The organism is Pedobacter rhizosphaerae (genome assembly GCF_900111155.1).
Classification (GTDB): domain Bacteria; phylum Bacteroidota; class Bacteroidia; order Sphingobacteriales; family Sphingobacteriaceae; genus Pedobacter; species Pedobacter rhizosphaerae.
Map to the genome: position 1 here is coordinate 114,038 of NZ_FOGG01000012.1, position 15,621 is coordinate 129,658.

The 15,621-nt window shown below is 40.0% G+C and carries 8 protein-coding genes; 6 read left to right on the forward strand and 2 right to left on the reverse strand.

Going from position 1 to position 15,621, the window contains the following annotated elements; genetic code table 11:
• Positions 1–114: 114 nt before the first annotated feature.
• Complete coding sequence (locus BMX11_RS11770; protein WP_090884448.1) at positions 115–4,137, reverse strand: hybrid sensor histidine kinase/response regulator transcription factor; 4,023 nt, start codon at positions 4,135–4,137, stop codon at positions 115–117.
• A 29-nt stretch (positions 4,138–4,166) separates the two neighbouring features.
• Positions 4,167–6,119, reverse strand: coding sequence for a glycoside hydrolase family 97 protein (locus tag BMX11_RS11775; RefSeq protein ID WP_090884450.1), 1,953 nt, complete (start codon positions 6,117–6,119; stop codon positions 4,167–4,169).
• A 433-nt stretch (positions 6,120–6,552) separates the two neighbouring features.
• On the opposite strand from BMX11_RS11775, the gene BMX11_RS11780 reads away from it, so the two are divergent.
• From BMX11_RS11780 to BMX11_RS11805, 6 genes are all read left to right on the forward strand, one after another.
• On the forward strand, positions 6,553–7,125 hold the full coding sequence (locus tag BMX11_RS11780) for a sigma-70 family RNA polymerase sigma factor (protein ID WP_245738647.1): 573 nt from the start codon (positions 6,553–6,555) through the stop codon (positions 7,123–7,125).
• Positions 7,126–7,270: 145 nt separating this feature from the next.
• Complete coding sequence (locus BMX11_RS11785; RefSeq protein ID WP_090884454.1) at positions 7,271–8,236, forward strand: FecR family protein; 966 nt, start codon at positions 7,271–7,273, stop codon at positions 8,234–8,236.
• A 163-nt stretch (positions 8,237–8,399) separates the two neighbouring features.
• Complete coding sequence (locus BMX11_RS11790; RefSeq protein WP_090884456.1) at positions 8,400–11,855, forward strand: SusC/RagA family TonB-linked outer membrane protein; 3,456 nt, start codon at positions 8,400–8,402, stop codon at positions 11,853–11,855.
• A gap of 10 nt (positions 11,856–11,865) precedes the next feature.
• On the forward strand, positions 11,866–13,284 hold the full coding sequence (locus BMX11_RS11795) for a RagB/SusD family nutrient uptake outer membrane protein (protein ID WP_090884458.1): 1,419 nt from the start codon (positions 11,866–11,868) through the stop codon (positions 13,282–13,284).
• Entirely contained in the window at positions 13,271–14,059 is a 789-nt protein-coding gene (locus BMX11_RS11800; protein WP_175474541.1) for a DUF4843 domain-containing protein, read from the forward strand. The genes BMX11_RS11795 and BMX11_RS11800 overlap by 14 nt, the downstream gene beginning before the upstream one ends.
• A gap of 9 nt (positions 14,060–14,068) precedes the next feature.
• Positions 14,069–15,613: a PKD-like family lipoprotein gene (locus BMX11_RS11805; RefSeq protein ID WP_090884462.1), complete on the forward strand. Its 1,545-nt coding sequence runs from the start codon at positions 14,069–14,071 to the stop codon at positions 15,611–15,613.
• The last annotated feature ends 8 nt before the right edge of the window (positions 15,614–15,621 follow it).

The window sequence follows — 15,621 nt, forward strand, 5'->3', positions numbered from 1 at the left end:
TCAATGTAACTGGATTTATAATTGGTTACTGAAACCAAACTTAGGAGATTGCACTGTTTTCAGACATATACAAATCCGTCAATTAACATTTGTTTTTTGGTCAAAAATGAACTTTTATGCCTTTTGAGTGCCTTTTTTCTGATATTCTGAGGGGAGTAGTCCGAACTCTTCCTTAAAACACTGACGGAAATATATCGAACTGTTGATGCCAACCATGAGGGCTACTTCGGTAACATTGTATTCTCCCGAACGTAGCAAATGTGCCGCCCGCTGTATCCTGATTTTACGTACCAGTTGGTTGATGTTTTTGCCTGTAAGTCCTTTTAACTTTCGGTAAAGGGTAGACTGGCTCATGTTCATTTTTTCTGATAATGTGGCAGCATCCAGCACTTCATCCTGTATGCATGCTTCAACGAGATTTACAAATTCGCTAACGAAGGCATTTTCTCGCCATAGGTCTGGATTCGTTGCTGGTGCTTCATTTTCCTTTCCAGTCTTTCTATCGCTAGAAAGCTGTTCCATAATAGACGCGTAAACGGCTTTGCGCTTCATCAGGAGATTTTCAATTCTTAAGTTGAGCACTTTAGGACTTACGGGCTTAGTGAGGTAAGAATCAATGCCGAGGCGATAACCATGAGCTTTATCTGAATCGGTATCCTTGGCCGTTAAGAAAATGGATGGGATATGACTTGTTTCGCGCTGTTCCTTAATCCTGGTTAGCATCTCAAAACCGTCCATATCCGGCATCATAACATCACTCAATATTAAATCGGGTATGCGTTTTGTTGCTTCAGCAAAGCCTTCTCTTCCATTTTGCGCAGTAATGACCTCATAATTTACAGCTAATATCTTGGCCAGGTATTCTCTCACATCTCTTTCGTCTTCCACCAGTAAAACTAAAGGGCGGGCGGTTTCATCTATGGTTTGATGAGTAGCTTCTGGCTGGGTAACCGGGGAATTTGAAGCTACTGCATTAGTGAGTAATCGAACGCAAAATTCACTTCCTTTTCCCGGCTCGCTTTTCACCGAGATTTTGCCCTGATGTATCGCAGTTAGTTCCTTAACCAGTGCCAATCCAACTCCAGTGCCCTGACTAACTGTTTTTGGGATTTGATAATAACGATCGAAAATTTTCTCGAGGTGTTCCTTTTCGATCCCACATCCGGTATCCGCAACACAAATAAGTGCAGTTGTGCTTAAACGATCTTGTTCATAACGCAAGCGCACTTCAATCTTGCCTGATACGGTATATTTGCAGGCATTAGACAATAAATTGTCCAGAATAAGCTGTACAATTTCAGCATCAAAGTTGGTTTTGATATCATCCTGCTCAATGTTGCAGATAATCCTTAAATCAGGATTATTATTGGCTTCAGTGTATTTATTAACAATTTGCTGAACCAATTCACCCAAAAAATTTTCTCCCAAAACCAAGGGTTTATGTTGAGATTCTACTTTTCTAAATTCTAACAGCTGATTAACCAGGGAGAACAATCTGTTGGCATTCTTTTGTACCATCAGCACCCAGTCTTTATGTTTATGGGATAGCTTTTCTTCACTAAGCAGATCCTCCAGAGGGCCAAGAATTAGCGTTAATGGAGTACGAAGTTCATGGGTGATGTTAGTATAGAAGTTCATCCGCTCCAGGTTTAGTTTACCATCATGCTCAATCTGCAGCTTTTTTAACCGGAGTTCGGCTTCGGCATATACTTTTCTAATGTGAAAGGTAACCAGGGTAATAATGATGGCTAATATCACAATGGCGTACAATACCAATGCATAATTGCTTAGGTATAGGGGTGGAGAGATTTGGATCCTGACTTTTTGATAATCCTCAGACCACTGTTCGTTTTTTTGCCTCGTCCGGATACGCAGTTCATAATCTCCATGGGGAATATTCCTGAAATCGAGGTTTTTTTCAGCGCCTATGTAAACCCACTTTTCATCCAGTCCATGCAGCTGATAACTAAATTCAACCAAATCATGCAGGGCATAATCCATCACTGCAAGCTCCACCCTAAAGCTGTTTTCATTATGCTTAAGGTTTATTTTCTCGGTTGGATCGAGATGTTTTTCTGATTGTGCATGCGTTTCTCCAGTATTAAATACGATGAATCGACTTATTCTGATAGGGGATTTCGGAAGGCTGAGCGGGATGTCTTTTGGATCGAAATAACACACGCCTGTAGGCATCCCAAAAAATATCCGTCCATTTTGGTCTTTACCAACACTGTTGATTGTAAAGCCGCCTAATGGTAATCCGAAAGACTGATCATAACTAAAAAAACGTTTTTGTTTAGGCAGGTAGCGTAAAAGTCCCAGTCTTGTAGAACACCAGATATTCTGGTCACGATCTTCAGTTATAGCATTGATGGTTAACCATGCCCCACCACCTGGCGGTGTAATACTTTTTATTTGTTTAAATGGTGTGCCTGCCGGATGAAAGCCTAAACCATCATTTGTGGCAATCCAGATGTTGTTATCATGATCGGAAAATAAATGGTTTATGGTATTACTTTTAATCCCTTCACCTTTAGATATTTTGTTAATTAATTTTCCCTCGCTGTCAAAAATATAGATCCCTTGCCCGTAGGTTCCGATCCACATATTTCCTTTATTGTCTTCTATGAGCGTTCGAGGAGCAAAATCGCCCATCATGGGCTTGTTGGTTACCAGTTTTTTGAAGGTGTTGGTTTTTAAATGGTGTATAAAAACTCCTTCTTCGGCAGCAAAGCAGATGTTACCATGTCTGTCTTCCACAATGGCACGTACGGAAGTCATTTTTTCTCCCGCATCTATTTTTTTCCATTTCCTGGTTTTTGATTCAAAAAAAGATACCCCACCATCTTGTAAACCAAACCATCGGTTGCCATCCTTGTCCAGGTATCCGGATAGCAGGAAGTCGTCGGCAATACCACTATTGCGCATATTGGATTTGATGGCTTTACCATTGGGTGCAATCTGAATAACCCCATCGCCCACGGTACCCAGCCACATGCTGTTATCACGATCGTTTAATATGCTGGTTACGGTTGCGGGCCTGCCTTCCGATTGAATAAGATTTTCGGTAGATAAGATGGAAAAAAAAGGTTTTTGATGCGTGGAAAAGGCTATACCACCACTGTATATACCCATCCAAATATTGCCAAACTGGTCACGGTCTATACTTTGAACCGAAGAGGTGTTTCCTCGGTGTAGGTTTTGAATTCCAATCTCGGTAACGCGGAGCAATTTTTCCGATTTGGCATAGCTGGTTTTCAGGATAAACAATTGAGAAGATTCTGCACCAATCCAGATTGAACCATTGATTTCCTTTATGGTGTAAATAAAAGGTTCTAAACCATTTCTGCTCTTTTTAGCCAGACTGATTTTTTGTAAAAGTTTAGTGTATGGGTTATAAACGGCTAAACCTTTCCTGGTTCCGATCCAGATATTGTTATTTTGATCACAGAATAATGATTTTACTTCATTATCAGGCAATAGCCCGGCACTGTTGGCAGTATTAATTACAGTTGTAGAACGCTTTCTGATATCTAAAATGGATATTCCTTTATTAACATGGCCGGCGTAGAGCATACCGCTATGATCTTCTACCAAAGACCAAATGCTGTTCTCTGCCAAACCAGCCATGGTTTTCTTGTTAAAGCGTTCAAATGTTTTGCTAACCGGGTCGAACCGCTGAACCCCCTGATGGTAAGTGGCTAGCCAGAATTTCCCACTGCCCGATTTAATGATGTCAGTAATATCATTCGTAGCAATCGACTTTGGATCATTATCGTGATGAAGATAATAGGAAAACCGGTTGGTTTTCATGTCATAAACATTTAATCCGTTAGCCCTGGTACCTATATAAAGTTTATCATCATCGCAAAAAAGGGTGTTAATTTCATTGCTGTTAACTGAAGAGCCATCTGCTTTCTCGGTTTTGTAAAATTGCTTAAATGAATTGCTTGCAAAACGGTTTAACCCCATTTCGGTAGCAATCCAAATAAAGCCATATTGATCGTGAACAACATCAATTACCTGCTGACTGGATAAGCCTTCCTGTAAAGACAGGTATTTGGCAGGGTTGGGTTGCGCACAGACTAAAATGGATTGAAAGCAATAAACAATAACAAGTATGAGTCTAATCTTCATGTTTTTACAGTGATGATCCAGTACTCAGCTTATTTAGATACTATTATATTACCACCGTTGGCCAGTAACTTTATTCTAAGCTGTTTGGATTTGTTTAATTTCTTAACGCCAATTTGCGGTGATCTGTCATCGCCATCATAGTAAACTGATACTTCATTACTTGTTAACATCGGAAGTGAAACCGTAATCGTTTTGTCGGTACTTTCAGCGTTGATTGCAGCAATATACCAGGTATCCTGATGACGACGGGCCAAAACACAGTATTTGCCGGGATAACCTTCAATGAATACCGTGTTATCCCAGGTGGTTGGAACTTTTTTCATAAAATCGATCACGTGTGCTGGCATCTCTTTGAGGTTGTTAGGCGTAAGGCCAAAATTCTGTACAGGAGACTGGAAAAGAACAGCTGTTGCCAGCTGAAAGGTTTCGGTGGTTTTTCTGATGGTACCACCATCATTTTTCTTGTTATGGTGTTTGTTTAAAAGTACCGGACCAAATTCCATTGATCCAACAGCATTGCGGATAAAGGGGTGGAGGCTTGCATTGAAAGCCTCTGTATCATTGGCGTGTTGGGTGAAAATCAGATTTTCTGAGGCCAATACGGCTTCGCTACCAACATAATTAGGATACATTCTTTCCCAGCCCCGTGGCAATGTACAGCCATGAAAGGTAACGGTGAGGCCATAACTGTTGGCATCGGATAGGATTTCTTCATAAAGTTTCATGGTTTCCTGTTTATCGCCACCAAAAAAGTCAACTTTAATTCCTTTAACCCCCATTTTTTGCATCCAGGCCATCTCTTTTTTCCTTACAGCTGGGGTATTCATTCTGTTTTTCGGATCTTGTGGCGCATCGTTCCAATAACCATTAGAATTATACCATAAACAAATTCCTACATTTTTGCTTTTGGCATAATTAATCAGTTCTTCAGTTTTTTGATAACCGATATTTTTTTCCCAGCCTCCGTCAATCAATGCAAGTTCATATCCCATAGCAGCGGCCAGATCAATAAATGTTTTTTGGTCATCATATTTAATGCTGGCATCTTGCCAAAGTAACCAGCTCCAGGTAGACCGACCAAAGCTATATGGTTTGGAGGGCTCATACTGGGCTTCAACCACATCAAAGGGAATAGTAGTTTCCACTATAGGCTTAAGATCGTTGCCAACGGTAATGGTACGCCATGGGGTATTGCCTGGCAAAGGAATGGCCGGAAGCGCACTACCCAAACCATTATTCTCAGCCTTTTCCGGGAAGGCAATTTTGTATCTTCCTTCTTTCGTTCCTTCACTTAATTTGGAACCGCAGTATAAAGCATTTACACCTGTTTCCGACAACAATACCCATCCTTTACTACCGATGTGGAAAAGGGCAGGAAAAGTGTAGCCAACGCCATATTTGGAGGGAATACCCATTGCCTGGTCAGCAGTGTATTCTTCTTCATAGCTGGGTTTGGTTTTCATCCAGCCAATCATAGGTGTGGCCTGAGGTGTTAAGAAAGTAGTCGTCTGCGACGGAAATTTGTACCCGCTTAACTCTTCTTCTATGATGTAGTTAGCTTGTTCTCCGGTTTGCGGAATATGGTACCTGAAAGCAATATTGTTGTTGCTTACACGGAAAATCACGTCCATTCGGTTCTTTTTACCGTTTTCAAATCTGCAAATCAGCTCATTGGCATCGTAATTTACCTTACTGATCTTGATTTTTGGCTCTGTATAGGTTTCACTAATCTTATTCACTTGCTGATCAATCAGTTTTAAGTTTGCTGAAAAATCCATTTGGCTCCCACGAAGTCCAAGAGGAGATCGCTCAAGCATTTCTTCTTTATTCAGCCAAACATTATAATGTAGTTTCCCTTCCTCCATATACAGTTTTACCACCAGCTTTTTATCGGGGCTGTAAACACTCATGGTTTGAGCAAATGTGAGGTTAAAAATGAAAAGGAGTAATGAACTTAGAAGTAAGATTTTGTAGTGTTTCATATTTGTTTAGTTAGGTCACAGCGAATTGCGGTATCGGGCTTGCAAATTAAGCGACTGCTATTTGTTTTAGTCTTGGAATGGATATTTGGTCTCGTATACGAAGGGTTAGCAATGAACAAATATTGAATTTTTTTTATAAACGTCAAAATAACGTTTAAAATAAGTTGGTTGATTTGGTTTTGTATAACTAATATATAACCCCAAAAAATACCATCTATGTCTTCAGATGTACACAGCTTATTATTAAAATAAGATACTGGTTGGTAATATGGGGCGTATTTAGGTTGAAAATTGGATGCTCTTTCGCTTATAAAGCATATTTATTTGACAATTATTATTAGTTTAGCAGAAGAAGTGGGCACAAGATCCGCAGTGTGCACTTCAGCAATAGAAAGATATCAACCGGGACTATTCCCATAACTGATTGCTAGGTTTGACAAACACGTTAACAGACTTTTCCGATGATAAACTGATCGATCTATTGAATGATGGAGATAGAGGCGCACTAGATGAAATATACCGCCGGCATTGGTCAGCGATGTACATAGCCTCATTTAATATGCTTAAAGATCATGATGCCTGTATGGATATTAATCAGGATATCTTTACATGGCTGTGGACCAAGAGGGGAGAGCTGAAGATCACCTCATTAAAATCATACCTCCTCTCAGCTGTAAGATATAAGGTAACTGATGTGATAAGAAGAGTTAAAGTGGGTAAAGTATTCCTTGACCATTTGTCTCAGGCAGAGGCATCATTTGATAATGTTACCAGTGACCTTGAGGTAAAGGAACTTAGAAAAATTATCCTCCAATTTATTGCAGATCTTCCCGATCGCTGCAGGGAAGTTTTTGATTTAAGCAGAAATCATCATTTATCCAATAAAGAAATAGCACTTCGGTTAGGAATAACAGAAAAGGCCGTTGAAAGACAGATGACCATTGCATTAAAGCGATTCAAATCATCAATTGGTAGTTCATACCATATTTTTATCGGTTTATTTTAGCCTTTTTTTTAGCTCTGGGAAAAAAAAATAAAATATTTAAAACTTTTTTTGCCTTTGTTTGTGGGGTTGCTCCATAGTTGAACGCCTTAATGTTAAATGACGGCTGTCAAATGCTCATTTAGTCTTCATTTATAGCTGTTTTCAAATGCAAAAGGAAGAATTTTTTCAACTAACGGACAAAATTAATGATGGATCTGCCAACGAGGCGGAACTGGAACTATATATCAAGTATTTTAATTCTTTTCAAACCAGTTCAGTGTGGGATGAGAAGGAGATGGGGGATGAGCAAACTCGTGGACAAATGCTTTTGGCCGCGATAGATCGATCTATTGCTGCACCGCTTCCCGTTAAACGCCTTAAATTAAATCTGAAATGGGTTGCTTCCATTGCTGCTATACTGGTAGTAGCCGTTGCTGCATTCTGGTTTATCAATGTAAATCATCCGGTTGTTGACAATGTGGCTAATTACGCCAATCAGACCTCCACAAATACTAACGAACTCATTCAGTTGCCAGATGGAAGTACAGTTATTCTAAGTGCCGGAAGTACCATGTCTTACAGCTCAATCCCTGGTAAAATACCCGTTCGGGAGGTGAAATTAAAAGGACAGGCATTTTTCGATGTTAAGCATATTGATCAGCAGCCCTTCATCGTTCGTACTGAATCGGTTACCACACATGTACTGGGAACCGCATTCGAGGTGAATGCAAACGGCGGTAAAATTATTGTAACCGTTGCTCGTGGAAAGGTTGGCGTAACAAAGGATGGGAAACAGTTGGGAATGTTAACCCCGAATAAACAGGTGATCTACGATAAGGCCAGAGATAAGTCAACTATCCATGATATTAATGCCAAAAAAACCAGCTCATGGAGTAATGGCGACCTGGTATTTACCAACATCACAGTTGGTCATGCAGCAAATTTTTTACAGCAGCGATTTAACGTTAACATTATTGTAAAAGATGAAGCATTAGCAAAGCAACAGTTTACAACCAAACTTTTCGAAAATCAAAGCTTAACAGAGATACTAACCTTGATCTGTGATTTTAATAATGCTGAATACACTTTCAACGAATCAACCAAACTTGTAACTATTAAACCAAAAAACTAAAATGAACCAACCTGTACCATCCTAATTAAAAAGGCCCTGCGTTAGCAACATATTCGCTGTATGAAACTAATGCAGAACCCTCCCAGGCCATCCAAAACTGGATGATAAGCCTGTTTTAATGTAATTCTCATAAGGTATTTAAATCACACCAACATTCGAATATATGAATTTTTCTGCAATTGCAGTAAAGTACAGGGACTGTTATGTCCAATGTACCCATAAAAAACTACTAATCGATTTTATGCGTATCACTTCGTTTATCATCCTTGTCCTTGCCATATCAGCACAAATGCTGGTTGCTTCATCTGTTAAAGGACAGCAAATGGAAGATGTACGGGTAAAATTGAAATTAAACCGAGAGCGACTTTCCCAGGCACTCGAAAAAATTGAAAAACAAACGCCTTTCCATTTTATTTATCGAGACGAGGAAATCCGCGAAATCCCATTGTTAAATCTAGGTGAAACAACCACAACCCTGGATATATTGCTAACAGCACTTTTGGCTAACTCTAATTTAACCTTTAAACAGATAGACAGACATATTATCATCACTAAAAAAATACCTGTCAGATCAAGTCAGCTTAATGATGCCAACCAGATCGTTAACGCGATAACCACTAATCGGGATATCCAGATTTCTGGTAAAGTGACTGATGAAAAGAAAATTCCAATTCCCGGTGCGAGTGTTTGGGTTGTTGGAACAAAAATCAGTACGATGACAGGTAGTACGGGAAATTTCTCAATCAATATTCCAGATTCAAATGCCGTACTGGAGATTCGGTTTGTTGGTTATAAAACCAAGCGGGTTAGTGCCAGGTCTGGTGCATACAGATTCATTCAGATGGAGGTAGAGCAGCAAAACCTTGATGAAGTTGTAATCAATAACGGGCTTTTCGATCGTAAGGTGGGAACCTCAACAGGGGCCACCTCTACTTTTAATAATGCGCAGCTCAAAGTGGTTACCAATCAGAACCTTATTGCAGGCCTCGCCATTTTAGATCCATCTTTTATCATTGTTGAAAATAATAATCTCGGTTCCAATCCCAATAATTTACCTGATGTACAGATGCGCGGGCAAACAGGTTTCCCGAATGTAGGAGACGAATTTGCAAATGCACCCAATTTGCCTTTATTTATTCTGGATGGTTTTGAAACGACTTTGCAAAGAATTTATGACCTGAATATCAACTTAATCAAAAGTGTTACCCTTTTAAAAGATGCTTCTGCAAAAGCCATTTACGGATCGAAGGCCGGTAATGGCGTGGTGGTTGTGGAGACCATTAAACCTGAGGCTGGTGCACTCCGTGTGTCTTATTCGGGAAGTTTGAATTTTACTGCTCCTGATTTATCCAGTTATGAATTAACCAATTCAGCTCAGAAAATACAGGCAGAAATACGCGCTGGAAGGTATATATCTGCTAACCCAATTAATGAATCAGCCCTCACAGCACAGTATGCCATCAACCAGAAGGCCGCATTGGAAGGCGTAGACTCCTACTGGCTTTCTCAACCTTTACAGAATGGTTATGGTCAGCGCCACAGTGTAATGGTTGATGGTGGCGACCAGTCCCTGAGATATTCAGCTAATATGAGTTACAACAATAACATTGGGGTGATGAAGGGTTCAAACCGGGAAACTATCAGTGGCTCTGTTAACTTATCTTATTTCAAGGAGAAGTTTTCATTCAATAATATTCTGACTATAGATCGCAATAATGCCAATAATTCCCCATATGGATCTTTTGCTGAATATGCCAAAATGAATCCATACTGGAGAATCAAAGATGAGTTTGGGCGTTTAATTCCAACATATACCAATTTTGGGGCAACGGTGTATAATCCACTGTATAATGGCGAACTTAACTCTAAAGACAACAGCAGGTATACGAATATTGTAGAAAACTTTTATACCGAGTGGAGGCCATCAGCGGTATTGAGATTTACCGGTCGTGTGGGAATCAATCTTCAAAACAATAGTTCTGATAATTATATCTCTGCCAATAATACCCGCTATGCTTCAATTCCCATTAACTCAGATTTGTATCAACAAAGAGGACAGTATACCATCACAAATGGTAGAAACTCAGGGCTGAGTACCGATATTGGTGCCGCATACACCCTTAACAAAGGCAAGCACCAGGCAATTGCAAATGCCATTTATTCCATCACTCAGAACATTACCAACATTAATGGTATGACAGCAGTTGGTTTTCCTAATGATAATCTTGATTTTATCTCAGCCGGAGGCGGATTTACAGCAGGATCGAGGCCCACTGGATCTGAAAATACTGCCCGTACAATGGCTGTAACAACAGCGGTGAATTATGCGTATGACAACAGGTTTTTAACTGACCTAAGTTACAGGGCTAATGCCAGCTCGCAGTTTGGTGCCAATAATCGCTGGGGAAGTTTCTGGTCTGCAGGTTTAGGATGGAATCTACACAATGAAGCCTTTTTGAAAAACCTGAAGGGTAAAGTCGATATGCTTAAGTTGAGGGCAAGCATTGGAAGTACGGGTACGCAGAATTTCAGCGCTTATGAGGCCTTAACTTCATATCGTTATAACACAACACAAAATTATAATGGTGATGTTGGTTTTAACCTCATTTCTTTGGCCAATCCTGATTTACGCTGGCAAAAGGTAATGGACAAAAACATAGGTTTAGATCTTGGTATTTTCCAACGTTTAAGCCTGCGCTTCGATTTTTATATTAAGGATACCCAAAATTTGTTGTCTGACCAGATTCTTCCTTTATCTACGGGATTTGTAAGTTATAAAGAGAATATTGGTGAAGTACGAAATCAGGGGTACCAGATTGGTGCCAATTTAAGGGTTTACAACAATACCGCTTCCAGAACATTTGTTAATGTATTTGTTAATGCAGCACATAATACCAATAGGATAAGAAAAGTTTCGAGTTCCTTAGAGCAGCTGAATACCACAGAAGATGCCAATAAGTTAAATAGTGGAACCAATGCTGAAGAGCGTGCACTAAGACAAAACCCCTCCACACGGTATGTTCCCGGTCAATCAATGTCAACCATCTGGGTGGTTCCTTCACTAGGTATAGATCCATCTAACGGAAAGGAAATCTTTGTAAAAAGAGATGGAACGCAAACTTATGTTTGGTCTGCTGCTGATTATGTGGCTGGTGGTGAGACCAATCCATATATGAATGGAACTTTTGGGAGTAATGTGCGCTATAAAGATCTTACCGTAAACTTTGCTTTTGCTTTCAGACTTGGCGGACAAGCATATAATACCAGTTTGGTACAAAAAGTAGAAAATGCAGACTTTATTTACAACGTAGATATCCGCGCATTAGAACAACGTTGGTCAGTTCCTGGTCAGGCTGCGATTTATAAAGATATCGCTGATATTTCCCCAACCAAACCAACCTCAAGATTTGTTCAAAATCTGAGCGAACTTAATTTTTCATCCGTAAGTATCGCCTATGACTTTAATAAACTGAAGTTTCTTGGTCCGGGAAATAAGAGCAGGATTAGCGTTGCACTCAACCTTAATGACATTGCAAGGATCGCAACAGTTAAAACAGAGCGTGGTTTAGATTACCCATACGCTCGTACGGTATCCATGTCTGTTCAGGCTAACTTTTAAGACTTAGAATATGAAGACGATAAAAAATATTTATATTATTTTAATGCTAATTGCATTATTTTCAGTTTCTTCCTGTAAAAAATGGCTTGAGGTAAAGCCTAAAACAGAGGTAGAATCTACCGTTGCTTTTAGAAATGAGCAAGGTTACAAAGATGCGCTTACCGGCGTTTACATACAATTAACCGCAAATGGTTTGTATGGTCAAGAACTTACCTTTGGAACCTTAGATATACTCGCCAAACAATACACCAATATATCTGGCTCACCTTACGCGAGTTTTGATGGCTACAATTACAATTACGCACAGCTGGAACTAAAAACCAGACTGGATAATTTCTGGACAGGACTATATTCGGCCATTGCAAATACAAACAGTCTGATCACTAATATTGATGTTGCCGATCCCTCCATATTCGCTGGTTCTACACGTAACATAATCAGGGGTGAGGCGTATGGATTAAGGGCATTTTTGCACTTCGATTTGCTCAGGTTATACGCGCCTGCCCCTTCGTCTGCCGGAGGAGCTGCTGCAGCAGCAATTCCTTATGTTAAAACCATCGATCCAAAGGCAACCCCAACTTCCTCAGTAACTGAAGTGCTGGCTCAGATTCAGCTTGATTTAAACGTTGCGGCCGAAGCGTTAAAAGGAGTCGATCCAATTTTACAGGGGAAAACTTCAACGGGGTATTTGAGAGACAGGATATATAAATTCAATTATTATGCGGTAAAAGCCCTTCAAGCTAGAGTATATCTATATGCTGGTGATCAAACCAATGCATTGATTTGTGCACGAGAAGTAATTAATTCGGGAAGATATCCCGCTGCACAGTCAGCAAATATCATCAATGGTAACGACAGGCTGTTCCAGGATGAAATTATTTTTGCATTAAACATCAATACCCTCGCGGCTAATGCCAGTAATTATTTTAGTAGAACAGCCACCAGCTTGCTGGGTAAAAGTGCGGTGAATTATAGTTCAGAAATGGATAATTCCTCTACAGATTATCGTTTGCTATACCTTACCGGAACGGCTGATGTAACCTCAATTTTATTTCCAACAAAATTAATTCCCAATGCGAATGCACCGGCGGTATTCGGCAACAAGATGCCTGTTCTTAGGGCTTCGGAGATGTATTACATTGCTGCAGAATGCTTAAAAACAAGCAATCCGCAGGCCGCTGTAGACTATTTAAACTATGTAAGAACAAATAGAGGGCAGACAACTTTGATCGCTGCATCCAGTACACCTGCACAGATTCAAAACGAGATCTTTAAGGAATACCGCAGGGAATTTATATGCGAAGGCCAGCTTTTCTATTATTACAAAAGAGTTAATTCACCAACTATTGCTTACACCACGGTTGCAGGTAACAACACACTGTATGTTTTCCCAAAACCAGATCAGGAAATTCAGTATGGAAACAGATAATAACGCATTTACGATGACTAAAACCGGAAAATTTTCGATACTTTTTGTTACAATGTTGACCCTATTATTGAGCTCTTGTGAAAAGGAGATCGATACTTACACCAATGACCCAAGATTGTACTTTTTTGAGCGTGGTAACGATGTGCTCCAAACCAGGATTACTTCCAAATCATTTTCATTTGTTCCTTTAGCCTCTTCCATACTTACCGATACCATAAAGATCAAAGTTAAAACAATGGGCCTGGCTACAGATGCCGATAGGGTATTAAAAGGAGCAACGATTAAGCAGGGTACTACGGCAGTAGAAGGCACTGATTATGCTTTTATTGACGGTAAAATAAAGGCAGGGCAGGTAGAGGGTTTTCTTCCTGTGGTACTTTATCGTACCGCCAAGATAAAATCTACCAGTTTAACCCTGAATCTGACCATTGCAGAAACGAAAGACTTTAAGCCAGGTGTAGTTGAAGATCAGAATTTCACCTTAAACTGGAGTGATGATATCGTTAAACCTGCAAACTGGGATGGCTTAATCAGTCTGGCGTTCTATTTTGGAACGTATAGCAAAACCAAATTCAGGTTTATTATTGATGTGACGGGGATTGCCGATTTCCCCCTTCAGCAAAGTGGCAGGGTGCCGCTTAACCCAGGTGAATACAGCAACAGTATGATGAATGATATTAAGTTGCGTGTGAAAGAGGCGTTGGCTGTTTATAATGCGAGCCATACAACACCCTTAACAGATGAAAATGGTGTATTGGTAACCTTTCCAAACTAATTAAACAAAATGATGAAGACAATAAGATTATATTTATATATCTGTGTAGGCTTGTTGCTTGCATTGGTGGTTTCATGTAAGAAAGATTTGGGTAATTATGATTATACAACCGTAAGTACACCTGTTTTGGATACCACTAAAGTTGCAGCAAATTACTCCATAGAACGATATGCCAATTTGGTAATTGAACCCAAGATCAGGATGAATGGAATTGATACCACTTCCCTGAGCTATAAATGGATTATTTATAAACAAACGGTTGCCACCGGACAGGCCAATATACCCAGAGAAATTTCAAGTTTGAGAAGACTGAATGTATCTATTGGTGATCCCATTGGCCTATATTATGTAGAGCTTATCGTTACAGACAAAAAAAATGAAGCGAAGGCTAATATCGTTTTTAACCTGAGTGTATCGGCAGGAATGGAATATGGATTACTGGTACTTCACACCGCAGGCGGATCTAGCGATGTCGATTTTTTGGTTACCAGAAACGCAGTGCCCATTACCAGTGTCCCTGAAAAGAGGTTGAGGAATTTATACTTTAGCGCAACGGGAAGTCGCTTAGCTGGCGATGGCAGATTTATCAGTGTTAGCAGAAGAACAAGTTTTACGGCAATAGTTACCAATTGGGTGACAGTGGGTACCAGTACGCAGTTACAAAGGGTAAACGGTAACGATTTCAGCTTTTTGAGAGATAATGGCTCCCTGTTTTTAAGGCCAGGTACAGTGATCAATCCTCAGGCGCATAATTTAAGCGATCTCAGTTCTTATGAAACCCTGATTAATGATGGCAAAATGCACATTACGAATGCTTCTGATCAGTTGGTGGCCTCATATTCAGCTGCCTTAACAGGAGACTATTACCTTGCGCCTTTCACGGTAAGCGGTACATCAGGTTCATTAATATCAGTTGGTTATGATGAGAAAAACGGCCGGTTTATCAAGCCAACATCTGCAACAGCTGGTACAATTACTGATTTCAGGGTGCCTGGTAATGCCGGTCAACCTTTTAACCTGACCAATATTGGCAAAGATATGCTTGGGATGGATAGGGGCATAAGTAATTATACGCTGGCATTCTTTAAGGATAAAACCGGAGCAGGAAGATGGCTGTATGTCATCAATTTTAATAAATCTGACGATGGCCTTCTGGGTGTAGGGCGCTATGATATGACCAATTTACCTGATATTTCAAATGCATTATTCTATCAGGCAAACAAATCTTCCAATATTTGCTATTATGCTACCGCATCTAAGGTATATCTCTACGATTATACAACTCAGAATACACCTGCTGTCGGATTTCAGGTGCCTGCAGGAGAAACAATTACCTGTATGAAAGTTTATAAACCAAGCCCTAATTTTAATCTTGCGGATGCTGATGGCAGATTGCTGTATGTGGCCACCTGGGATGGAACTCAAGGTAGGTTGTACGAGCTTTCGATTAACCCTACAACGGCTGTTATTAACAGTAATCCATTGAACAGGTTTGATGGATTTGGTAAAATAACAGACATCAGTGCCAAGCCAAGGGGCGCAGGGAATTTATAATGATTACT

Coding starts and splice junctions, on each gene's coding strand:
- BMX11_RS11770 (WP_090884448.1), bottom strand. CDS start 4,137: ATGAAGATTAGACTCATACTTGTTATTGTTTATTGCTTTCAATCCATT.
- BMX11_RS11775 (WP_090884450.1), bottom strand. CDS start 6,119: ATGAAACACTACAAAATCTTACTTCTAAGTTCATTACTCCTTTTCATT.
- BMX11_RS11785 (WP_090884454.1), top strand. CDS start 7,271: ATGCAAAAGGAAGAATTTTTTCAACTAACGGACAAAATTAATGATGGA.
- BMX11_RS11790 (WP_090884456.1), top strand. CDS start 8,400: ATGAATTTTTCTGCAATTGCAGTAAAGTACAGGGACTGTTATGTCCAA.
- BMX11_RS11795 (WP_090884458.1), top strand. CDS start 11,866: ATGAAGACGATAAAAAATATTTATATTATTTTAATGCTAATTGCATTA.
- BMX11_RS11800 (WP_175474541.1), top strand. CDS start 13,271: ATGGAAACAGATAATAACGCATTTACGATGACTAAAACCGGAAAATTT.
- BMX11_RS11805 (WP_090884462.1), top strand. CDS start 14,069: ATGATGAAGACAATAAGATTATATTTATATATCTGTGTAGGCTTGTTG.